We start from the raw sequence: 22,568 nt of genomic DNA on the forward strand, positions 1-22,568 counted from the left end.
TTATTTATCAATTAAAATTTTACTTCCGGTGCTTTTTCAGCTCCGGCTTCGGCTGTAAATTGAGGTTTTTTGTCAAATCCGCCTATTCCGGCTATAATGCTCGCAGGAAAACGACGTATCATGGCGTTGTAGTCCCGTACCATGTCCGTATATCTTGTCCGTTCGGTAGAAATGCGGTTTTCTGTCCCTTCAAGTTGTGCTTGTAGTTCCAGAAAGTTTTGGTTTGCTTTCAGGTCGGGATAATTCTCCGTTACCATTAACAGCCGCCCTAAAGCTTGGCTCAGTTCACCTTGGGCCGCCTGATATTTTTGCAAAGAAGCTTCGTTTAGGTTGTCGGGGCTGATTGTAACCTGTGTGGCTTTAGCCCGGGCATTTACCACAGCGTCGAGAGTCTCTTTCTCGTGAGAAGCATACCCTTTGACTGTATTTACGAGATTCGGGATCAGATCTGCCCGGCGCTGGTACTGATTTTCTACTTTTGCCCATTGAGACATTACGGCTTCATCGGCATTTACCATTTTGTTGTTTATCGATATTCCGTAGCCGATAATGATTACCAGCAAGGCAAGGATACTTATTAAGACGATAAGAGATTTTTTCATATATCCGTTATTTATTTTTCAACGATTTTTTTTAACAGAGACTTTAAACTAACCTGTTCTCCGATGATTTGTGCCAATTGATCGATAGGGACACGCTGCTGCTCCATCGTATCGCGATGACGGATCGTGACCATATTGTCCTGAAGAGAATCATGATCTACGGTGACGCAGAACGGAGTTCCGATTGCATCTTGACGTCGATATCTTTTTCCGATAGAATCTTTTTCGTCGTATTGGCATTTGAAATCGAATTTCAGCGTATCGATGATTTCCCGAGCTTTTTCAGGCAGTCCGTCTTTCTTTACTAAAGGTAAGACTGCGAGTTTTACCGGAGCTAAAGGTGCAGGTAATTTCAATACTACACGAGACTCTCCGTTTTCGAGTTTTTCTTCGCAATAAGCTGCAGCCATGATACTGAGGAACATGCGGTCTACACCGATGGATGTTTCGATAACATAGGGAGTGTAAGACTCGTTCAGTTCGGGATCAAAATATTGGAGTTTTTTCCCTGAATATTTTTCATGACTTCCCAAATCGAAATTGGTACGGGAGTGGATACCTTCAACTTCCTTGAATCCGAAAGGCATTTCGAATTCGATGTCGGTAGCGGCGTTTGCATAGTGTGCCAGCTTGTCATGATCATGGAATCGGTATTTATGGTCTCCTAATCCCAAAGCTTTGTGCCATTTGAGTCGTATTTCTTTCCATGTTTTAAACCATTCGAGCTCTTGTCCCGGGCGTACAAAAAATTGCATTTCCATTTGCTCGAATTCACGCATGCGGAATATAAATTGCCGAGCTACTATTTCATTGCGGAATGCTTTTCCTATTTGAGCAATTCCGAAAGGAATGCGCATACGGCCTGTTTTTTGTACGTTCAGGTAGTTTACGAATATCCCTTGAGCAGTTTCGGGACGCAAATATACCTTCATTGCTCCATCGGAAGTAGATCCCATTTCTGTGGAGAACATCAGATTGAACTGACGTACATCCGTCCAGTTTTTTGTTCCGCTGATCGGGCAAACGATTTCATAGTCGAGGATGATCTGGCGCAACTCTTCGAGGTTGTTGTCATTCATTGCTTTGGCGAAACGACTGTGCAATTCTTCTCGTTTTGCTACATGCTCTTGTACACGGGGATTGGTTTGTCTGAACAACGCTTCATCAAACGATTCTCCGAACCGTTTCGCCGCTTTTTCAACCTCTTTTTCGATCTTCTCGTCCATTTTTGCCAACTGGTCTTCGATCAGGACGTCTGCGCGATAACGTTTTTTAGAGTCTTTGTTGTCTATCAGTGGGTCGTTGAATGCATCTACGTGTCCTGATGCTTTCCAGATTGTCGGATGCATGAAAATAGCAGAGTCGATACCGACGATATTTTCGTGGAGCAATACCATACTGTCCCACCAATATTTTTTTATATTGTTTTTCAGTTCTACACCCATTTGTCCGTAGTCATAGACTGCAGCGAGTCCGTCATAAATTTCGCTGGACGGGAAAACAAAACCGTATTCTTTACAGTGCGATACCAGTTTTTTAAAAACGTCTTCTTGTTGTGCCATATCTTTAGTTATGTTTTATATCTTTATGTCGGTTTACTTAAAAAAAGATTGTTTATAACCTCGATTCTGAGGCTAATAAAGCGCAAAGTAAATGATTTTTTTCGATTTAATTTGTATTTTTGCATGAGCATGTCGTTATTAAGCTGATAAAAATGTTAAAACCGCAGATTTTGAAACTTCAGGGAAATTGACGATATGATTCGAGCGTTAAAAACACAGATATTTTAGATTCATGAGTGAAGAAGATAAAGAGCTGATTCCTGCTGATGATCAATTTGATGCGTCAAGCAACGATGTGGCGGAAGAGAATAGCCATTCGTCTTATAAAGTGCCGGGAGGCGATAAGCCGGATTTTAAATATCAATTGACGGGAATGTACCAAAGCTGGTTTCTGGATTATGCTTCGTATGTAATCCTCGAACGGGCAGTTCCTCATTTGGAGGACGGTTTAAAACCGGTACAGAGACGTATTCTTCACTCAATGAAACGATTGGATGACGGGCGTTATAATAAAGTTGCGAATATTGTCGGACATACAATGCAGTTCCATCCTCACGGAGATGCTTCTATCGGGGATGCTTTGGTGCAATTGGGGCAGAAAGACCTGTTGATCGACTGTCAGGGAAATTGGGGGAATATATTGACAGGAGATAGTGCTGCAGCTCCTCGTTATATCGAGGCGCGGTTATCGAAATTTGCTCTCGATGTTGTGTTTAATCCCAAAACTACGCAATGGAAGCCCTCGTATGACGGGCGGAATAAAGAACCTATAACGCTTCCGGTTAAATTCCCGTTATTATTGGCTCAAGGAGTCGAAGGGATTGCGGTAGGATTGTCATCAAAGATATTGCCTCATAATTTTAATGAGATATTGGATGCTGCAATTGCTTATCTGAGGCATGAACCTTTTGAACTGTTCCCGGATTTTCAGACGGGCGGATTTATCGATGTGACCCGTTATAATGACGGAGAGCGTGGCGGTTCTGTAAAAGTTCGGGCTAAAGTCGAAAAACGGGATAACCGGACTTTGGCAATTACCGAAATTCCTTACGGAAAAACGACGTCGACATTGATCGATTCTATCCTGAAAGCTTTGGAAAAGGGTAAAATAAAAATCCGCAAAGTAGATGATAATACGGCTCAGCATGCTGAAATATTGGTACATTTGATCCCGGGGACTTCTTCAGATAAGGCTATCGATGCTCTGTATGCGTTTACCGATTGTGAAGTGAGTATTTCTCCGAATTGTTGTGTGATTTGCGACAGTAAGCCTCATTTTTTGACGGTGAGTGATGTACTTCGGCGCAGCGTCGATAATACGGTGCGGTTGCTGGGCGAAGAGTTGAGTATTCAAAAACACGAGTTGGAAGAGACTCTTCATTTTGCTTCGTTGGAAAAGATATTTATCGAAGAGCGGATTTATAAAGATAAAGCTTTTGAGGACAGTACCTCTATGGATATTGCCGTGGCGCATATCGATAAAAGAATAGAGCCTTTTAAACCTTCGTTCGTCAGAGAGGTTACCCGAGAGGATATTTTAAAGCTTATGGAGATAAAAATGGGACGTATCCTTAAATTTAACTCCGAGAAAGCTGAAGAGCAGATTGCTGCGATAAAGACGGATATCGAAGAGATAGAGAATCATTTGGCTCATATCGTAGATTATACGATTCGCTGGTATGAAGCATTGAAGAGTAAATATGGAAAGAATTATCCTCGGCGGACGGTAATCCGGAGTTTCGATACGATCGAAGCCACTAAGGTGGTCGAAGCAAATGAAAAATTGTATATCAACCGTGAGGAGGGCTTTATGGGAACCGGACTCAAGAAAGACGAGTTTATTTGTAATTGTTCGGATATAGATGATATAATTATCTTTTATAAAGACGGCAAGTATAAGGTCGTTCGGGTAAGCGAGAAAATGTTTATCGGAAAAAATGTGTTGTATATCAATGTATTCAAGAAAAACGATACCCGAACCATCTATAATGTCATATATCGTGACGGGAAAGACGGTCTTCATTATATCAAGCGTTTTGCTGTGACCGGTGTGACTCGTGACAAAGAGTATGATTTGACCCAAGGAAAACCGGGATCTCGGGTTGTTTGGTTTACTGCAAATCCGAATGGTGAAGCTGAAATATTGAAAATTACATTTAAACCCAAACCTCGACTTAAGTGTCTGTTCATCGATAAAGACTTTAGCGACATTGCGATCAAAGGGCGGCAGTCTATGGGGAATATCGTAACTAAAAATGAGATACATAAAATCTCCTTGAAAGAAAAAGGCGGTTCTACATTAGGAGGACGACAGGTTTGGTTCGATCGGGATATTTTGCGTCTTAATTATGATGGGCGGGGAGAGTATCTGGGTGAATTTCATGGGAACGACCAGATTCTTGTGATTATGAAGAACGGAGATTTTTGTACCACTTCTTTTGATGCGACTAACCATTATGAAGCGGATATTATGATTATAGAGAAGTATGATTCCGGTAAGACGTGGACTGCGGCTTTAAATGATGCAGATCAAGGATATCCTTATTTGAAACGATTCAAGTTAGAGCCGACTCAAAAGAAGCAAAATTTTTTGGGTGAGAACCCTAAATCATCTTTGATTTTACTTACTGATGAATCGTTTCCCCGCTTTGAAGTGGTGTTCGGAGGGAATGATGCATTCCGAGACCCGTTGATAATCGATGCGGAGGAGTTTATCGGCGTGAAAAGCTTTAAGGCAAAAGGTAAGCGTATATCTACCTATACGGTAGAGACAATCAATGAATTAGAACCTTTGCGTAAGGAGATTCCGCAGCCGGAAGTTCCGGAAGCCGAGTTACCGGATGATACGGATGCGGTTACAGGCTCTCAGAGTGAAGGAAACAGCGATATATTGGATGAAATTACCGGTCAAATGAAATTATTTTAAGAATGGGAATCCGGCAGTACCGAAGCATGTTTATTTTAATGATGTTTTTCCTATTCGGGAAAAATATCATACAGGCTGTTGAAAGAGATAAGGATTCGGTGAAAATTGTTCGTCCGGTTGTCGCTTCAACTTATTTCTCTGTCGGAAATAATCAGGTTTACGACACTTATTTGTCGATCAATCGATATAGCGGTCTTAATGTGGGCATCGGGCACGAAAGAATGAGAGTAGCTCCTTTCGGTGCCGGGCGATTGGCTGCACGGCATCTTTTCGAAGTCGATTTTTCAACTACTCGGAATCGTCCCGGAAACGGCATGATGATTACCGGTATGTTTGATTATTCTTTCGGGTTGTATCGGATTTTCCGTTTGCCTTGTAAGTTAAAATTGTTGGGAGGCGGGGAGTTGAGTACAAATGTCGGCGGAATATATAATCTCAGAAATTCTAATAATCCGGCGGCGGCAAAGGCTTCGGTCAATGCAGGAGTTTCCGGTATGGCCGTTTATACGTGGCGTGTATCCGGTTATCCGATTACGTTCCGTTATTCAATGTCTTTACCTTTTATAGGAACATTTTTTTGTCCCGGGTACGGACAAACTTATTATGAGATGTTCAGTCTCGGGAATACGAAGGGTATTGTCCATTTCGGCTCTTTTCATAATCAGTTCGATATGAGTAATATGTTTACCGTCGATTTTCCGGTAGGAAGAAGTGCCGTGCGCATCGGGTATAAAAACCGGCTGCGATCTACACACCAGAATCATTTGGTTTATAAAATGTACACACATGTATTTACTGTCGGAATCGCAACGGAGTTTGTAACACGTAGTCAGCGTAGAAAAGTGATGTCGGCAGCTTCTTCGATTTCTGCATTTTATTGATATGGTATACTATGATAGTCAAAGGGCGGATACTTTTTAAATATATTCTCGAATGTCGGGATATGGCGGAATATTTTTCCTCTAATGTATTTTTGCGAGGTAAAGTTTGTAAAATGCTTAACCGGATTTTTATGGTTTGTTCGTTCGGGATGTTGTTTCTTTTTTCTTCTTGTATTCCCGAATCGGATTTTACAGATGATCCAGAAGGTAATTTTGAGGCTTTGTGGTCTATTATGGACGAAAGATATTGTTTTTTCGATTATAAAAATATAGACTGGAATGAAGTTCATCAACGTTATCGGTCGCGAATTGCACAGAATATGACAGATGAGGAGTTGTTCGGTGTATTGGCGGATATGCTGGCGGAGTTGCAAGACGGACATGTGAACCTATCCTCTTCGTTCGATATGGCCCGGTATTGGAAATGGTTCGAAGACTATCCGGTAAACTTTAATGAAGAGATTGTCAATAAATATTATTTGCAGCAGCCCGATTATCAAATAGCCGGAGGTATGAAATATCGTATTTTAGCAAATACGAACATCGGATATATATATTATGCGAGTTTTTCTTCAGGAGTGGGAGAGAGTAATCTGGATCAGATATTTGCTGCATTTTCGTCTTGTGACGGGATTATTATCGATGTGAGAGACAATAGCGGAGGAATACTGACGACAGTAAATCGTATAGCCTCTCGTTTTATTACAGAAGATCGGATTTGCGGTTATATTCGGCATAAAACCGGTCCGGCTCATGATGCCTTCTCCGATTTTCATGAAATCAGGTTAGAAACAGCTCCTTCTGATCGGATACATTATCTGAAGCCCGTTGCCGTACTGACAAATCGCCGTTGTTATAGTGCAACGAATAATTTTGTATCGGTAATGAAAGAGTTGCCGCAAGTAAAAATTATAGGAGATTATACCGGAGGTGGAAGCGGTCTTCCTGTATCTTCTGAATTGCCGAACGGCTGGTCGGTGCGTTTTTCCGCTTCTCCCATTTATAATGTTAATAAAGAACACACTGAATTTGGGATTGCTCCCGATATTTTTGTGAATATGGCAGATACTCCAGATCGGGATGCGATCATAGAACGTGCGAAGGAATGGATTATGTCTGGAGGTAAATGAGGAAAAAAAGCGAATAATGTTTGCAAATTCGTAAACTTCGATTACCTTTGCAGAGCAAAACGCGGATGTGGCGTAATTGGTAGCCGCGCTAGACTTAGGATCTAGTGGCGAAAGCCGTGGGGGTTCGAGTCCCTTCATCCGCACAAAGCCTGTAGAAAATATTCTGCAGGCTTTTGTTTTTTTAGTTAGTCCGGGCCGGCTAAGCTTTAAAAAGAAATTTTGGGTATTTAGCGTCTGTTTAAATTTTCCAATAAAAAATACTATCAGCTCATTTTACGTTTTTTTCCGATCTTTTTCCCCGTTTTCCCTCGTCAGATAGCCTGCTATCATCCTCCTAAAAACAGAAAAACATACTCGGAAGAAATTCTTAAAACCTGACCCGGGCAAAATTTAAACAGGCTTTTATTCCCTGAATATTTGTGCTCTATTAATCTCTCTTTCGGTGGTATGTTTTCCAATTTCTGTATACCTACATGCTTGTTCGCTTTTTATCGGATGAAAAACACTTTCGAAAAATCATTCTCAAAAAATACCTATACAGAATTTGAACAGCTTCTAATATGGCAGAATAGCACAATATTAACCTAATGCATACAAATGTTTGTTAAGGTAGAGATAATTTCTATCTTTGTTGTAAAAAAGAGGAGATGTAGGTTTGCCTCGTCGCAATCTAAGCTATTTTTTTGCGGTTTTGATTGCGATCATGGAAAATATAGATAGTTGATCGTGTCGTTGAGTAAGTATGTTTATACTGATGCTGTTATTGGAAATAGGATCACATTCATATTTTTTTGAATGCTAAATCGGATTTTATGATAAATTCTAAATTTTCCTATTTATTGCGAAATGGGAAAAATCCCAAATTTGTGTATTATGGGGTTAATTATCTGAGGTTGATGATTCCTAAGTTCTTTTTTCGAATTCGGTTGAAAAAGGAACTGGAAAAATTAAATAAATCGACAGATAAAGACTATATTATGCAGCGTGTAAACTATTATAATCAACTTGATAGAGATTCCTTATCTTTATCTGCGGCTTATGATAGTTGGAGGGATGAACTTATACCCTTGAGGAGGCAGCCGATGTGTAAACAGAAGGTTTATTTTTTCGATACTTTCGAATATACTCGTTGGTTTCCTCAATCTTTGAAGTGGAAGTTATGCCCGGGTGACTTGGTTTCTGTCCCGAACATTCCGTCTATTGTTAAAAGCCGGCCTCTTGTAGCGGGTAACGAGAATTCGGTTATCATGAAATTGGATAAAGTTCGCCATTTTATTTTTATCAAAGACGAAAAAAGCTTTGTAGAAAAGAAAAATATGGTGGTTTTTCGTGGAAAAATCGGAGTACCCGGGACAAATGGGTTTAAAGAAAATCGTTATCGATTTCTTGAAAAATATTGGGGACACCCTATGTGCAATCTGGGGGAGATCAAAGGGCGGCATCCGAATAAGCAGTGGATAGTGGAAAAAATGACATTGCGACAACACCTTGATTATAAATTTATCTTGTCTTTGGAGGGGAATGATGTAGCAAGTAATTTGAAATGGGTGATGTCGTCTAATTCATTGGCCGTTATGCCTCGACCTACATGTGAGACATGGTTTATGGAAGGGAGACTCATCCCGAATTATCATTATGTAGAGATCAAGCCTGATTTTTCGGATTTGGAAGAGCGGCTTAATTACTATATTGCACATCCTCAAGAAGCAGAAGAGATCATTAGACATGCACATGAATATGTAGAGCAGTTTAAAGATCCGGAAAGAGAAAGACTTGTTTCTTTGTTTGTTTTGAAAAAATATTTTGAAGAAACCAATTTGGTGACATTTTGAAAATAATCAGAAAAATTTTGTTTAAGAGGGCTTTGGGACAGGCTCTGAGTATTTGGTTATAGAATAGGGGCGTTTTGTCTTTTATTTGTTTTTTTGTATCGTCGAATGAGGGGGCGTATAATGAAAACCCCTATTAAGATCCCTGCGAAAGCGCCCACCGTGTTTGCTAAAAAGTCGAACCAGTCGGCTGTTCGGTATTCAGTAAAGTATTTTTGGAATAGTTCCATCAGACCACCCCATAAAACGGCAAGTATCCATCCCGATAGCAGTATAGATCCGTCATAGCGTGAAAGCCAACTGGAACGATACACGTCGAAGCAAAAAACGGAAACTAATCCCATATACATTGTAAAATGAACTATTTTGTCTAAATTCTGTATGTTGGGTACATTATATGGAGAGGTAACATGAGAAAGAGAAAGATATAATATAATGATACCTACCAGCATTGTAGGAATAAACCTCGATAAAAACCGTATTACTTTCATAATTGTTATATTGATTAAGTGTCTGTCTAAATTTTCCGATAAGGAAATATTGTTAGGTCATCTTCGTGTTTTTTTTTGATCTGTTTTCCCGTTTTCACTTGTCAGATAGCTCGCTATCATTTGCGTAAGAACAGAAATTCCCGGAAAGAACTTTTTTAGCCTGAACCGATCAAAATTTAGACAAACTCTGATGTTGCAAAGATAGTATATTTTATATGGCAAATTTTGTTTTTTACGCACTTTAGCTTCTTTTTTGCTTCTTATTTATTCTGATTTGTTGCAAGAATTAATTTTTATGGGGTTAAATGTGATAAAAAGATATATAAATGTTATTTTTGTATTAATGTAATTTAAACTGGGAGTTTATGGCAAAACGAGCGACATTTGTTACAAAATTGGGTGTTATTGCTGCTACTGTGGGATCTTCTGTCGGATTGGGAAATATTTGGAGGTTTCCTTACGAAACCGGGCAAAACGGGGGTGCTGCATTTCTGTTGGTGTATATTCTTTGTGTATTGTTTTTAGGATTGCCTGTCATGCTTGCCGAGTTTGTCGTAGGACGTAGTGCCAAGGCAAATGTGAACCGTTCGTTCTTGACATTAGCTCCCGGAACACATTGGAATATCATCGGGTATATGGGGGTATTTGCTCCGGTGTTTATTATGGGTTTTTATTCTGTGATTGCCGGATGGACATTAGATTATGTTTATCAGGCGGCTACTTTCGGGATGAGTCAGAAAAGCCCCGAATATTTTGCTACTGCTTTTACCGAATTTACGGCATCGCCTATTCGTCCGTTATTTTGGATATTTCTATTTCTCGGGATGAATTATTTTATTGTTTCAAGAGGGGTCAGTGACGGGATAGAGCGTGCTTCTAATATTTTAATGCCATTACTTTTTGTAATATTGATAGCTTTTTGCGTACGGTCGCTCTTCTTGCCCGGAGCAAAGGAAGGGCTTTCTTTCTTGTTTCATCCGGATTTTTCGAAGATCGATTCAGGAGTAGTGTTACGGGCTATGGGGCAGGCATTTTTTTCATTGAGTTTAGGAATGGGCACGCTGATAACGTATGCTTCCTATTTTTCCGATAAAACTTCGTTGCCTAAGACAGCGGTTACGGTAGCTTCTTTAGATACTTTTGTCGCTGTATTGGCCGGAGTCATTATTTTCCCGGCGGTGTTTTCTTTTGGAATAAGCCCTTCTCAAGGTCCGGAGTTGATTTTTATTACATTGCCGAATGTATTTCAACAAATACCGGGCGCTTATATCTGGTCTGTATTATTCTTTGTTCTCATTACGGTTGCAGCTCTGACCTCTACTATTTCGTTGTGTGAAGTCGCTATCGCTTTTTTGCATGAGGAATTTCATTTTACACGTCGTCGAGCATCGCAAATTCTCATTTTTATCTGTCTGGTGATGAGTACTCTTTGTTCATTGTCATTCGGCCCGTTGAGCGATTTTTATATTTTAGGTTTTTCCATATTTAATTTTTGTGACTTTTTAGCTTCGAATATATTGTTGCCTGCAGGAGGAATGCTTATCTCTATATTTGTCGGATGGAAACTTGACCGGCAATTTATAAAAGAAGAATTAAGTAATCACGGGGTTTCTCGTGTATGGTATTTTGGTATATTGATGTTTTGTATGCGCTTTGTCGCACCCGTAGCTATATTTTTGATTTTTTTATCCGGACTTGGATTATTTTAGATGAAGGAATCTGAAAAATATCGTTTTTGGAATTTCAGTCGAGGAGAACGTTTTGCCGTAATCTTATTATTATGCAGCATTGCGATACTTCTTGTCGTGCGTTTTTATGGTACAACAAGACAGGCTGAGCCGGAGACTTCCGATTTCGAGCAGTTCGAAACCGAAATATCGGACTTTAAGAAGCAAATTTCAATCAAGAAAGATACTATTCGGCATAAGAAAAATTCCGTTAAAAAGAAAGTAACTCCTATATATCGCCCTCAAGAGCAATCGTTCGCTCCAGTCGAACGGGAATCTTTAGAGAATACCGTGCAAAATCAGAATTCCGGAAATTGAGTAGTGGAGTTCTGTGCTTACGTAAATAAGCAAATAGTTAGAATTTCGAATTATGAAGAAAGCCTATTTTGTAATTTGTACGAAAATATACATTGTCTCGGATAGACTTTTTAAATAAAAAGGTCTATCTTCGTTCATTATAAATAAAAAGATCGTTTATGAATGTTGTTTGCGACAAACCTTCATTTACTATAAACCTGAACGGAGATGTGGTAGCTCTGACTCCGCCTTTGGTAATGGGGATATTAAATGTTACTCCCGATTCGTTTTATGCTGGAAGTCGTTGTAATACCGAAACTGCTGTAATATCTCGTGCGAGAAAGATTGTCGAACAGGGTGGTGCGATTATCGATATAGGGGCTTACTCTTCTCGACCTCAGGCAGAGGATGTCCCGGAAGAAGAAGAGATGAACCGTTTATCACGAGCTCTTTCGCTGATTCGGTCGGTATATCCGGATGTTTATATTTCTGTAGATACCTTTCGTGCAGAGGTAGCCCGTCGTTGTGTAGAGGAATTCGGAGTGACGATGATTAATGATATATCGGGAGGAGAACTGGATGATAAGATGTTTGAAACTGTTGCTTCTCTCGGAGTACCGTATATATTGATGCACATGCGCGGAACTCCCCGAACCATGCAGGAATATACGAATTATGGTGACATCATTGCCGATTTGTTAATGTATTTTTCTGAAAAGACGGATAAACTCCGGTTGATGGGTGTGAATGATATTATTATAGACCCCGGCTTCGGATTTAGTAAAACGTTAGATGATAACTATTTATTGATGAATGGATTGTCTGAGTTCCAAGTGTTGGGATTCCCTGTCTTGGCAGGAATATCTCGAAAATCCATGATCTATAAATTGTTGGGAACATCTCCGGAAGAGAGCCTGAACGGTACGACTGTACTGAATACTCTTGCTTTGTTGGGAGGTGCGGATATATTACGTGTACATGATGTCAAAGAAGCTGTGGAAACAGTGAAGATCGTTACGAAAACTTTAACAACAAGATAGTTTATGTTTGTTCATTTCGGAATAAAAGATGCTTTAGATATTTTGCTTGTCGGCTTGTTGCTCTATAATATCTACAAGATGATGAAAGATTCCGGCACGATCAATATTTTTGCCGGTGTTATGGCCTTTATCGGAGTTTGGGTCGTTGTTACTCGGATTTTGGATATGCGTTTGCTCGGGGCGATAATGGATAAGCTGGTAAGTGTCGGGGTCTTGATTTTAGTTATTTTGTTTCAAGATGAAATCCGTCGTTTTCTTGTCGAATTGGGATCTCATAAACGATGGCGGTTCTTTTTCAGATTATTCCTCCCCGATAAAGAAAAAAATACAGATCAGCAATCTTATATCATGCCTTTAGTGTATGCGTGTATGAATATGTCCAAGACCAAAACCGGTGCTCTTATCGTAATACAGAAAGATATGGCGCTTACAGCTTATGAGCAGACGGGAGATATTATAAATGCCGATGTCAATTCGCGTCTTATAGAAAATATTTTCTTTAAGAACAGTCCTTTGCATGACGGAGCTATGATTATTGCGGATAATCGTATTGTGGCGGCTGCCTGCATATTGCCAGTGTCTCATAATAACGATATTCCTAAGTCTTTGGGATTGAGGCATCGTTCGGCATTGGGTATTACTCAAGAGTCGGATGCTACGGCTGTTATCGTATCGGAAGAAACCGGAAACATTTCGGCTGCACGTAATGGTAAATTGCACTTGCGTCTTTCTGGTAAGGACTTGGAACATTTTTTGTCCGAAACTGCAGAATAATTGTTATTTCAAGGACGTAGAATCGTAATTTTTGGTGAGATAATTAAGTAATTGTATATTTATATATTTAATAAATGTAATAAATAAAAAGGGAAAATTAAATGGTCATAACGAACGAATCTTTTTATTTTTGCAGCGTACTATGAGAAGTTTTCGTTATATATTGGCTGTTTCGTTGTCTCTGCTGATCGTTTTTGCGGGAGTAGGGGTTTCTATTATGCACTATTGCTGTCCCGGATGTGAAGCGGAACAGAAATGCTGTGTTGCCGGTTGTGAAAAATGCCGTGATACAAATTTTTTATCGAATGACTCTTGTGGGGATGAAGGATGTTCTGCCACTGTTTATAAGGTAGATTTGGTGAAACAGTCTTGTGGATGTTCTGTTTCTGTTCCTTTTGCGCAAATTCTCTGTTATTTGTCGCCAGATGTGAAAAAAAATCTTTCATCTGTTGATTCCGAACGTGTCGAGATACGGGATATTCCTCCTAATCCGGTATGTACACGTTATTATCTTGCTCTTTATTCAGTTTTTCTTATTTAGAATTTATTGTGGGGGGATAAGCAAATGTCTCTTTGGGAAGAGTCTGCTTGTTCCTGTGCAGCGTGTCTTGAGTTATTTTAAGATGCGTGATTTTGTATTTCCCCTATTGCAAGTCGAGTTGCCGGACATATCTCAATGAACGGGAAAGGCTTTGTGATTATGGGCGTTATGGAAAGACTGAGTTTTTGAGTAATAAATAAACTGTCATATATGAAATATATATTTTTGATATTTTTCTCTTTGCTTTTGTACCCGGTACAGGCTAAGGTAAGGGGTGTTGTTAAAGATAGTGCAGGAGAGCCGTTACCTGGAGCTAATGTAGCATGGGTCAATACAAAGATTTTTACGGTTACTGCCGAAGACGGAAGCTTTTCTGTTGATAAACCTAAGGATAGCGAAACGTTGGTTATTAGTTATATAGGGTTTGAAAATGATACGATCCATGTCGATAGTGAAAATGTAAAATTGGAAATAGTTTTACGTGAGGGATTGTCTTTAGGCGAGGTTAATGTCGTAAGACGCAGGTTCGGAACTACAAAATTAAGAAGTAGTGCCATGAATGTCGATATTATCAGTAGTGCAGAATTAAGTCGTGCGGCATGTTGCAATTTGGGTGAAAGTTTTGTAACAAATCCATCTGTCGATGTGAGTTATTCAGATGCTGCTACGGGTGCGAAGCAAATTAAATTATTGGGGTTGTCCGGTACATACGTGCAGATGATGACCGAGAATATCCCTAATTACAGAGGTGCTGCAGCTCCTTATGGGTTGGGATATGTTCCCGGACCGTGGATGCAGAGTATTCAGGTGAGTAAAGGTAGTTCGTCTGTCAAAAACGGATACGAGTCTATTACAGGACAGATTAATGTCGAATTTAAGAAGCCCCAGTTACCGGAAGCTGATTGGGTTTCTGCCAATCTGTTTGCCAGCAGTACGGGGCGTTATGAGGCCAATGCCGATGCTACATTAAAGCTGTCTAAGCGTTGGAGTACTTCGCTTTTAGCTCATTATGAAAATGAAACGATGGCTCATGATGCCAATCATGACGGTTTTGCGGATATTCCTCGAGTAGAGCAATATAATCTTTGGAATCGTTGGGCGTATATGGGGGATCATTATGTTTTTCAAGCCGGTATTAAAGCTCTTTCTGAATGGCGGAATAGCGGTCAGGTAAATCATGGTGGAAATCCGGGACAGGAGTTGTATAAAATCGGAATCGATACTCGACGCTATGAAGCTTTTACCAAAAACGCTTATATCTTTAATAAAGAAAAGAATACGAATCTGGCTCTTATTCTCCAAGGAACTTTTCATAATCAGGATGCCGTTTATGGGCATAAACTTTATGATGTGGATCAGACCAATGTGTATGCTTCATTGTTGTTCGAGACTGAATTTAGTAAACGGCATAGTCTTTCTACCGGTTTGAGTTTTAATTATGACGGATATGATCAGCGATACCGTTTGACGAACGATGTAGAGCTCCCTCGTCTTAAATCTTTTGAAAAAGAATCTGTTCCGGGAGCTTATGTGCAATATACCTATAATTTGGAAGATAAATTGATACTTATGGGTGGAATACGAGGAGATTACAGTAGTATGCACGGTTTTTTTGTTACCCCTCGGGCACATGTCAAATATAATCCGAATGAGTTTGTAAATTTCCGTCTTTCGGCAGGGAAAGGATATCGAACCAATCATGTGTTGGCAGAAAATAATTATTTGCTTGCCAGCAGTCGAAAAGTAAGAATTGCCGGAGATTTGGATCAAGAAGAGGCTTGGAATTACGGAGCAAGTATTTCGTCGTATATCCCTTTGTTCGGTAAGACCTTGAACCTTAATGCAGAATATTATTATACGGATTTTTTGAAGCAAGTAGTTGTAGATATGGATACAGATCCGCATGAAATAGCATTTTATAATCTGAACGGACGTTCTTATTCTCATGTTTTTCAGGTAGAGGCGAATTATCCTCTTTTCAAAGGCTTTACTCTTACGGCGGCTTATCGTTTTACAGATGCGAAGACTACTTATAACGGAGAGCTTAAAGAAAGACCTTTGACAAGCAGGTATAAAGGACTGGTGACGGCATCCTATAAGACACCTCTTGAAATATGGCAATTTGATGCGACTCTTCAGTTGAACGGAGGCGGTCGGATGCCGAGTCGGTATATTCTGGAAGATGGGACTCCTTCATGGAGTGCCCGCTATGGTTCTTTTGAGCAGCTTAGTGTGCAAATTACACGTTACTTCCGTCGTTGGTCTATTTATGTGGGCGGAGAGAACCTGACGAATTTTAAACAGAAAAATCCGATTATCGATGCGGCCAATCCGTGGGGAGAAAATTTTGACTCTACGATGATATGGGGGTCTGTACACGGGGCGAAAGCTTATATAGGAATTCGTTTTAACTGGGCTCGAAATTAGAGAAATCAATATGTTTAATAAAAAAGGAATAAAGTTATGAAAGCGAAAAGATTTACAGCCGTTTTAGTAATGGCATTATTGAGTGTGACGGTGATTGTGGCGAAAGATCTCCGGATAGTCGTGTTTAAAGTTCCTCAAATGTATTGCGAAAATTGTGAACGGAAAGTAAAAGACAATATCCGTTTTGAGAAAGGAGTAAAAGAGATCTCTACCGATTTAAAAGAAAAGACGGCTTCGATTACCTATGATGCTGATAAAACGACTGTTGAAAAATTGAAAGAAGGATTCAAAAAGTTCAATTATGAGGCAGAATTTGTAAAAGAAACCAAGAAAGAGAAAAAGAAATAAAGCTGTATTATATGATGAAACATGGCTATCGATAAAGAGCCATTCTAAATTTTCATTAAACTAAAAGCCGCCATTTTAATCGTAAAATGACGGCTTTTTGCTGTTAAAATTTATTTCTCTGCCAGTGCAATAATTTTATCTATGGCTACGGATATTCCTTCCGGATTTCTCCCTCCGGCTTGAGCAAAATGAGGCTGTCCACCACCACCTCCTTGTATATATTTTGCTCCTTCACGAACGAGAGCCGATGCATTAAGCCCTGCAGAAACAAGGTCATCGCTTAACATTACGGTAAGTAACGGCTTGTTTTTCTCATCTACTGTTCCTGCAACGAATAAAAGGTGTTCGGGAACTTCACCTCGTATTTGGAAAGCAATATCTTTTACTACCTCTGCCGGAGTTGCGGCTTTGAGGAGTATGATTTTCATTCCCGAACGTTCTTTCATATTTTTCAGTAGAGATTCTTTCATCAAAGCGACTTTTTCTTTGATAAATTCTTCTGTCCGTTTTTTCAAATCAGCATTTTCATCTATCGCTTTTCTGATAGCAGCGGTAATATCCGGAACATTGTTGAAAATTTGTCGGATTGTTTTTAATGTGTCTTGTTGGAAATCGACCAGCTCTTCAGCTTTTGCAGCGGAGACAGCCTCAATACGACGTACGCCGGCAGCGATAGAACTTTCGGAAATGATACGGATCATACCGATATTTCCTGTATTTGCAACGTGAGTACCTCCACAGAGTTCGATAGAAGAACCGTACTGGATAACTCGAACCTCAACTCCGTATTTTTCTCCGAATAGCGCCATTGCTCCCATTTGTTTTGCTTCTGCAATAGGAACATTGCGGTGCTCGTTCAAAGGGATAGCTTGACGAACTTTCCGATTAGCAAGTTGTTCTACCAATCGCAATTCTTCATCAGTTACTTTTTGGAAATGAGAAAAATCGAAACGCAGTATATCGGGCGTTACCAATGATCCTTTTTGTTCTACATGTGTGCCGAGTACCGTGCGAAGAGCTTCATGCAGCAGATGAGTCGCCGAGTGATTGCAAGCTGTTGCAAGTCTGGCTTCTTTATTGATAACCGCCCGAAGTGTAGCGGTGATGTCTTTCGGGAGCTTTTCGCTGATGTGAATACTCAGGTTATTTTCTTTTTTCGTATTGATTATTTTTATCGTTTCGCCTTCGCCGGTTAAAGTTCCGGTATCACCTACCTGTCCTCCGCTTTCTGCGTAGAACGGGGTCTGATCGAGAACGATTTGATATAATTCTTTATTTTTTTGTTTGATTTTACGATAACGGAGTATTTCTGCATCACATTCGGTAAAATCGTATCCGATAAAACGAGGTTCACCTTCTTTTACGACTACCCAGTCTCCGGTTTCGATAGCAGCAGCGTTTCGTGCCCGTTCTTTTTGCTGTTGCATTTGAGCATCAAATTCTTTTGTATCTACCGATAATCCGTTTTCTTTAAGAATCAATTCGGTGAGGTCGAGCGGGAATCCGTAAGTGTCGTAAAGAGTAAATGCGTCTTTTCCATTGATGCAATCCATTCCGGCTTCTTTGGTGTCTGCCATTACTTTATCCAACAATTTCATTCCGGTAGCAAGAGTGCGTAAGAAAGATTCTTCTTCTTCTTTAATGACTTTCTCGATCAATATCTTTTGAGAAATTAATTCAGGGTAGGCATCTCCCATCGTATCGATAAGAGTCGGTATGAGCGTATATATAAACGCTTGATGTTGACCGAGGAATGTGTACCCGTAACGTACGGCACGGCGAAGGATGCGACGAATTACATATCCTGCCTTAGCATTTGACGGTAATTGTCCGTCGGTGATAGAAAACGCTATGGTGCGCACATGGTCGGCAATAACCCGCATGGCAATATCGGCTTGCCGGTCTTCTCCGTATTTTTTGCCGCATAGTTGCCCGATTGCTCCGATTATCGGCTGGAATACATCGGTGTCATAGTTCGATGTTTTTCCTTGTAGAGCCATGCAAAGGCGTTCAAATCCCATTCCGGTATCGATAACTTTGGCCGGCAGAGGTTCGAGAGATCCGTCGGCTTTACGGTTGTATTGCATGAATACGAGATTCCATATCTCTATTACTTGAGGATGACTCTCATTTACCAACGTTACACCGTCTATTTGAGCCCGCTCTGCATCGCTTCGCAAATCGATGTGTATTTCGGAACAAGGACCGCAAGGGCCGGTATCGCCCATTTCCCAAAAATTATCTTTACGGTTTCCGTTTATGATATGAGAAGCGGGGAGATGTTTTTCCCAATACGATGCTGCTTCGTTGTCACGTTCCAGACCTTCGGGGGCGTAACCTTCGAATACGGTGGCATATAATCTGTCCGGATCTATTTTGAGAATATCCACAAGGTATTCCCAAGCCCAGTCTATAGCTTCTTTTTTAAAATAATCTCCGAACGACCAGTTCCCCAGCATTTCGAACATAGTGTGGTGATATGTATCCAATCCTACTTCTTCGAGATCATTGTGTTTTCCACTGACCCGAAGACATTTTTGGGAGTCGGCGACCCGTTTGTAACGTGCCGGAACATTTCCGAGAATAATATCTTTAAACTGGTTCATTCCTGCATTGGTGAACATCAATGTGGGATCATCTTTTATTACCATGGGAGCGGAAGGAACGATCTGGTGTCCCTTGGAGTTGAAAAAGCTCTTGAACGATTCGCGAATTTCCTTAGCTGTGAGCATATTTAATGATTTATAGTTTACGTTTATTAAGCAGTTGTTTTTCAGTAGAGCCGATAAATAAGTCTGTTGTTATTTAATATTCTGAAAAACAGTTTGCAAAAATAGCCTAAAATATTATTTTTGTGGCTATTGTTGCGCAAAAAATTACTAAGAGCCTGTTTAAAAATTCCGGTAAAGTAATTTTGTCGTTTTTTTTCAGGCTTGTTTTCGGTCTGTTTCCCTGTTTTTTAGTTTGCTGTTAAAAATATGTTTTTTCAGGAAAGACAGGTATTAATATATCGGTATTTTGCGTTTTATAGAACGGGGACGGTATGTCTTGCCAGTGATTATGACCCGAATGTATTGAGCAAAATGTTATGAGAAAAAAAGTCTTTTATGTATATAATCCCAATACGTTGAGTTATGAACGGGTGTATCCATCGTTCAGAAAACGTATGGCTACGGTTTTTCGTCATTTGTTGAGCGGAATTATATTGGGAGGAATTTTGTTTTCGGTGTTGAACTATTTTGTGGACTCTCCCCGTGAGAAAATGTTGAAACGGGAGAATCAGCAGATGCGGTCTCAATATAAGTTGCTTTCTCGTCGTTTGGATGAAGCTCTGGATGTTATGGCCGATGTAAGAGAAAGAGATGCGAATCTGTACCGGGTTATTTTGCAAGCAGATCCGATTAGTGCGGCAGTTTGGAATGCCGGAACGGATAATGTGTCCCGTTATCAGGATTTGATGAACCTTTCGGATGCAGATTTGGTTGTTGCTACGACACAGAAGGTTGAACAGCTTAACCGACAGTTATATGTGCAGACTAATTCGATTAATGAATTGGTGAAATTGGGACAGCAGAATGAAGATAGGATAAATTGCTTGCCGGCAATTCAGCCTGTGTCGAACAAAGATTTGAAGCGAACGGCTTCGGGATATGGGCTGCGCATAGACCCTATTTATAAAACCCGTAAATTTCATGAGGGGATGGATTTTGCCGCAGATATCGGAACTCCGGTATATGTTACGGGAAACGGTACGGTTGTCGAGACTGGTTGGAAACAGGGGTATGGAAAAACGATTGTCATCAATCATGGGTATGGATATAAAACCCGTTATGCTCATTTGAGCCATATTTCTGTGCGGAACGGACAAAAGGTTATTCGGGGAGAGGAGATCGGTTTAGTGGGAAATACCGGTAAATCGACAGGCCCTCATCTTCACTATGAAGTAATTTATAAAGGCAAACATGATAATCCGATTAACTATTATTTCTTTGATTTGAGTCCTGCTGACTATGACCGCATGATACAGATTGCCGAAAATCAAGGACGGGTAATGGATTAATTTTTGAAGAATGGATACGGAGAAGAAACAGAAACGGATTTATTATACAATCGGAGATGTCGCTGAATATTTCGGGGTAAACGAATCTACTCTCCGGTATTGGGAAGACGAGTTTGATATTATTACACCTCGTCGTTCTTCAAGGGGTGTACGTTTTTATAATCAGGAAGATATTGATAATGTCCGGTTAGTCTATTATCTATTGAAGGAGAAAGGCCTGACCCTTGCCGGCGCAAAGAAACAGTTAAGAGAAAACCGATCTGGGGTTATCCGGAGTAATGAGATCATATCACGTTTAAAGAGTGTTCGTGAAGAGCTTTGCGGAATACGGAATGAGTTGGCAAAAATCGATGTTTCCGGTCACAATGAATCGGATGAGGCTGATTTGTGATTTTTTATTGTAAAACTTATACAGGCGGTTTTCCTTTATTTTTTACTGGTCCGGTTTTGAATGATAACAAAAGCCACAAGGAATTTCTGTCGGAGATTTCTTGTGGCTTTTGTTATATTTATAAATATATTACATCCCTGTATAGGAGTGTGGTGTGATGGTTTTCAATTCGGCCTTGATATTGTCCGAAACATTCAAAGTATCGATAAACGCATGTATAGCTTCTTCATTTATGATACCGTTGGTGCGGGTCAAAGCCTTTAATGCTTCATAAGGTTTAGGATACCCCTCGCGGCGAAGAACTGTTTGAATACCTTCTGCTACGACACTCCACATGTTGTCGAGATCGTTGTAAATTGCTTTTTCATTAAGAAGCAGTTTCCCGAGCCCTTTCATCGTGCTTTGCAGTGCGATGAGCATGTGGGAGAGGGGTACACCGATATTCCGTAGTACGGTAGAATCGGTCAAGTCTCTTTGCAATCGTGAGATCGGTAATTTTGAAGCAAGATGTTCGAGTATGGCATTTGCTATTCCGAGATTTCCTTCAGAGTTTTCGAAATCGATCGGATTGACTTTATGCGGCATGGCAGAAGAGCCGACTTCTCCCTCCTTGATCTTCTGTTTGAAATATTCCATAGAAATATATTGCCAGAAATCCCGGTCAAGGTCGATCAGAATAGTGTTTATTCGACGCATTCCGTCAAATAAAGCGGCTAAATTGTCGTAATTGGATATCTGGGTAGTCCATGCTTCACGTTCGATGCCTAACTTTTCTTTAAGGAATCGAGCTCCGAAAATTTTCCAATCATATTCCGGATAAGCCAGATGGTGGGCGTTGAAGTTGCCGGTGGCCCCTCCGAATTTTCCGCTGATAGGAATCTGTTTTAAGGCGTTCAGCTGTTGTTCGAGGCGGTAAACGAAGACCATCATTTCTTTTCCCAGACGAGTGGGGGATGCCGGTTGTCCGTGAGTTTTTGCCAGCATAGGAATATCTTTCCATGCTTCGGCATACTCTTTTGCCATACCGATCATTTGTTCGAGCATCGGATAATAAACATGTTCCAGAGCTTCTTTTATAGATAGAGGAACAGAAGTGTTATTGATGTCTTGAGATGTCAGTCCGAAATGTATGAATTCTTTGTATGCTTCAAGCCCTCCTAACGCATCGAACTTTTCTTTGATAAAATATTCTACGGCTTTTACATCATGATTTGTGACCGATTCGATTGCTTTGATTCGTTCGGCATCGGTTACTGTAAAATCATTGTATATCGCTCTTAATTTCGGAAAAATATCAGAGTTTATATTTGCCAGCTGCGGTAGAGGGAGCTCACATAGAGCAATGAAATATTCGATTTCTACACGTACCCTGTAACGGATAAGGGCAAATTCTGAAAAATATTCGGAAAGTGGGGCGGTTTTACCCCGATAACGCCCGTCGATGGGCGAGATTGCAGTAAGGGTTGTCAGTTCCATAAGAAGGTTTTTCATTTTCTTTTGCAAAAGTAACTTATCTGTCTGATTTCCCCAAAAAAAAACGTT

At 40.2% G+C, this 22,568-nt stretch carries 18 protein-coding genes and 1 tRNA gene; 14 read left to right on the forward strand and 5 right to left on the reverse strand.

Features of this window, described 5'->3' with window-relative positions; all coding sequences use genetic code 11:
- Positions 1-11: 11 nt before the first annotated feature.
- Together QUE35_RS10395 and QUE35_RS10400 are read right to left on the reverse strand one after the other, a co-directional pair.
- The gene (locus QUE35_RS10395; RefSeq protein WP_022390492.1) at positions 12-602 is read right to left on the reverse strand and encodes a LemA family protein; all 591 of its coding nucleotides are present in this window, start codon (positions 600-602) and stop codon (positions 12-14) included.
- A gap of 11 nt (positions 603-613) precedes the next feature.
- Entirely contained in the window at positions 614-2,164 is a 1,551-nt protein-coding gene (locus QUE35_RS10400; protein ID WP_009319174.1) for a glycine--tRNA ligase, read from the reverse strand.
- A gap of 232 nt (positions 2,165-2,396) precedes the next feature.
- On the opposite strand from QUE35_RS10400, the gene QUE35_RS10405 reads away from it, so the two are divergent.
- The 5 genes from QUE35_RS10405 (at position 2,397) to QUE35_RS10425 (ending at position 8,933) form a co-directional block, all read left to right on the forward strand.
- Positions 2,397-5,090 carry a DNA gyrase/topoisomerase IV subunit A gene (locus tag QUE35_RS10405; protein ID WP_022600664.1) on the forward strand — a complete coding sequence of 898 codons (2,694 nt, stop codon included), beginning with the start codon at positions 2,397-2,399 and terminating at the stop codon, positions 5,088-5,090.
- Positions 5,091-5,092: 2 nt separating this feature from the next.
- Positions 5,093-5,971 (forward strand): DUF3316 domain-containing protein, encoded by an 879-nt coding sequence (locus QUE35_RS10410; protein WP_022600665.1) that lies wholly within the window; start codon positions 5,093-5,095, stop codon positions 5,969-5,971.
- Between the two features lie 113 nt (positions 5,972-6,084).
- The gene (locus QUE35_RS10415; protein WP_009319171.1) at positions 6,085-7,101 is read left to right on the forward strand and encodes a S41 family peptidase; all 1,017 of its coding nucleotides are present in this window, start codon (positions 6,085-6,087) and stop codon (positions 7,099-7,101) included.
- Positions 7,102-7,162: 61 nt separating this feature from the next.
- A tRNA-Leu gene (locus tag QUE35_RS10420) sits at positions 7,163-7,244 on the forward strand.
- Positions 7,245-7,916: 672 nt separating this feature from the next.
- Positions 7,917-8,933, forward strand: a complete 1,017-nt coding sequence (locus QUE35_RS10425) for a glycosyl transferase family 90 (protein ID WP_432416276.1) — start codon at positions 7,917-7,919, stop codon at positions 8,931-8,933.
- 56 nt (positions 8,934-8,989) lie between these two features.
- Here QUE35_RS10425 and QUE35_RS10430 read toward each other — a convergent pair whose 3' ends face one another.
- Positions 8,990-9,421, reverse strand: a complete 432-nt coding sequence (locus QUE35_RS10430; RefSeq protein ID WP_081705613.1) for a VanZ family protein — start codon at positions 9,419-9,421, stop codon at positions 8,990-8,992.
- Positions 9,422-9,786: 365 nt separating this feature from the next.
- Between QUE35_RS10430 and QUE35_RS10435 the strand changes: the two genes are divergently transcribed.
- From QUE35_RS10435 to QUE35_RS10465, 7 genes are all read left to right on the forward strand, one after another.
- Positions 9,787-11,130: a sodium-dependent transporter gene (locus QUE35_RS10435; RefSeq protein WP_022600669.1), complete on the forward strand. Its 1,344-nt coding sequence runs from the start codon at positions 9,787-9,789 to the stop codon at positions 11,128-11,130.
- Positions 11,131-11,466 (forward strand): hypothetical protein, encoded by a 336-nt coding sequence (locus QUE35_RS10440; protein WP_009319167.1) that lies wholly within the window; start codon positions 11,131-11,133, stop codon positions 11,464-11,466. It begins immediately after the preceding gene.
- 158 nt (positions 11,467-11,624) lie between these two features.
- Positions 11,625-12,485, forward strand: coding sequence for a dihydropteroate synthase (folP, locus tag QUE35_RS10445; RefSeq protein WP_022600670.1), 861 nt, complete (start codon positions 11,625-11,627; stop codon positions 12,483-12,485).
- A gap of 3 nt (positions 12,486-12,488) precedes the next feature.
- Positions 12,489-13,259 carry a diadenylate cyclase CdaA gene (gene cdaA / locus QUE35_RS10450; protein ID WP_022390499.1) on the forward strand — a complete coding sequence of 257 codons (771 nt, stop codon included), beginning with the start codon at positions 12,489-12,491 and terminating at the stop codon, positions 13,257-13,259.
- Positions 13,260-13,401: 142 nt separating this feature from the next.
- Positions 13,402-13,800 carry a hypothetical protein gene (locus QUE35_RS10455; protein ID WP_022600671.1) on the forward strand — a complete coding sequence of 133 codons (399 nt, stop codon included), beginning with the start codon at positions 13,402-13,404 and terminating at the stop codon, positions 13,798-13,800.
- A gap of 210 nt (positions 13,801-14,010) precedes the next feature.
- Positions 14,011-16,227, forward strand: a complete 2,217-nt coding sequence (locus QUE35_RS10460; protein WP_022600672.1) for a TonB-dependent receptor — start codon at positions 14,011-14,013, stop codon at positions 16,225-16,227.
- 36 nt (positions 16,228-16,263) lie between these two features.
- Positions 16,264-16,575, forward strand: coding sequence for a heavy-metal-associated domain-containing protein (locus QUE35_RS10465; protein WP_009319161.1), 312 nt, complete (start codon positions 16,264-16,266; stop codon positions 16,573-16,575).
- Between the two features lie 110 nt (positions 16,576-16,685).
- Here QUE35_RS10465 and alaS read toward each other — a convergent pair whose 3' ends face one another.
- Positions 16,686-19,307, reverse strand: a complete 2,622-nt coding sequence (gene alaS, locus QUE35_RS10470; RefSeq protein ID WP_031258358.1) for an alanine--tRNA ligase — start codon at positions 19,305-19,307, stop codon at positions 16,686-16,688.
- Between the two features lie 356 nt (positions 19,308-19,663).
- On the opposite strand from alaS, the gene QUE35_RS10475 reads away from it, so the two are divergent.
- Both QUE35_RS10475 and QUE35_RS10480 read left to right on the forward strand, forming a co-directional pair.
- Positions 19,664-20,635: a M23 family metallopeptidase gene (locus QUE35_RS10475; RefSeq protein ID WP_009319159.1), complete on the forward strand. Its 972-nt coding sequence runs from the start codon at positions 19,664-19,666 to the stop codon at positions 20,633-20,635.
- A 10-nt stretch (positions 20,636-20,645) separates the two neighbouring features.
- Complete coding sequence (locus QUE35_RS10480) at positions 20,646-21,026, forward strand: MerR family transcriptional regulator (protein WP_009319158.1); 381 nt, start codon at positions 20,646-20,648, stop codon at positions 21,024-21,026.
- A 129-nt stretch (positions 21,027-21,155) separates the two neighbouring features.
- Here the strand turns inward: QUE35_RS10480 and purB are convergent, their stop codons facing one another.
- Positions 21,156-22,502: an adenylosuccinate lyase gene (gene purB / locus QUE35_RS10485; protein ID WP_009319157.1), complete on the reverse strand. Its 1,347-nt coding sequence runs from the start codon at positions 22,500-22,502 to the stop codon at positions 21,156-21,158.
- Positions 22,503-22,568 lie beyond the last annotated feature (66 nt).

This window comes from Coprobacter fastidiosus (assembly GCF_030296935.1).
Classification (GTDB): Bacteria; Bacteroidota; Bacteroidia; order Bacteroidales; family Coprobacteraceae; genus Coprobacter; species Coprobacter fastidiosus.

Coding starts and splice junctions, on each gene's coding strand:
- QUE35_RS10395 (WP_022390492.1), bottom strand. CDS start 602: ATGAAAAAATCTCTTATCGTCTTAATAAGTATCCTTGCCTTGCTGGTA.
- QUE35_RS10400 (WP_009319174.1), bottom strand. CDS start 2,164: ATGGCACAACAAGAAGACGTTTTTAAAAAACTGGTATCGCACTGTAAA.
- QUE35_RS10405 (WP_022600664.1), top strand. CDS start 2,397: ATGAGTGAAGAAGATAAAGAGCTGATTCCTGCTGATGATCAATTTGAT.
- QUE35_RS10410 (WP_022600665.1), top strand. CDS start 5,093: ATGGGAATCCGGCAGTACCGAAGCATGTTTATTTTAATGATGTTTTTC.
- QUE35_RS10415 (WP_009319171.1), top strand. CDS start 6,085: ATGCTTAACCGGATTTTTATGGTTTGTTCGTTCGGGATGTTGTTTCTT.
- QUE35_RS10430 (WP_081705613.1), bottom strand. CDS start 9,421: ATGAAAGTAATACGGTTTTTATCGAGGTTTATTCCTACAATGCTGGTA.
- QUE35_RS10435 (WP_022600669.1), top strand. CDS start 9,787: ATGGCAAAACGAGCGACATTTGTTACAAAATTGGGTGTTATTGCTGCT.
- QUE35_RS10440 (WP_009319167.1), top strand. CDS start 11,131: ATGAAGGAATCTGAAAAATATCGTTTTTGGAATTTCAGTCGAGGAGAA.
- folP (WP_022600670.1), top strand. CDS start 11,625: ATGAATGTTGTTTGCGACAAACCTTCATTTACTATAAACCTGAACGGA.
- cdaA (WP_022390499.1), top strand. CDS start 12,489: ATGTTTGTTCATTTCGGAATAAAAGATGCTTTAGATATTTTGCTTGTC.
- QUE35_RS10455 (WP_022600671.1), top strand. CDS start 13,402: ATGAGAAGTTTTCGTTATATATTGGCTGTTTCGTTGTCTCTGCTGATC.
- QUE35_RS10460 (WP_022600672.1), top strand. CDS start 14,011: ATGAAATATATATTTTTGATATTTTTCTCTTTGCTTTTGTACCCGGTA.
- QUE35_RS10465 (WP_009319161.1), top strand. CDS start 16,264: ATGAAAGCGAAAAGATTTACAGCCGTTTTAGTAATGGCATTATTGAGT.
- alaS (WP_031258358.1), bottom strand. CDS start 19,307: ATGCTCACAGCTAAGGAAATTCGCGAATCGTTCAAGAGCTTTTTCAAC.
- QUE35_RS10475 (WP_009319159.1), top strand. CDS start 19,664: ATGAGAAAAAAAGTCTTTTATGTATATAATCCCAATACGTTGAGTTAT.
- QUE35_RS10480 (WP_009319158.1), top strand. CDS start 20,646: ATGGATACGGAGAAGAAACAGAAACGGATTTATTATACAATCGGAGAT.
- purB (WP_009319157.1), bottom strand. CDS start 22,502: ATGGAACTGACAACCCTTACTGCAATCTCGCCCATCGACGGGCGTTAT.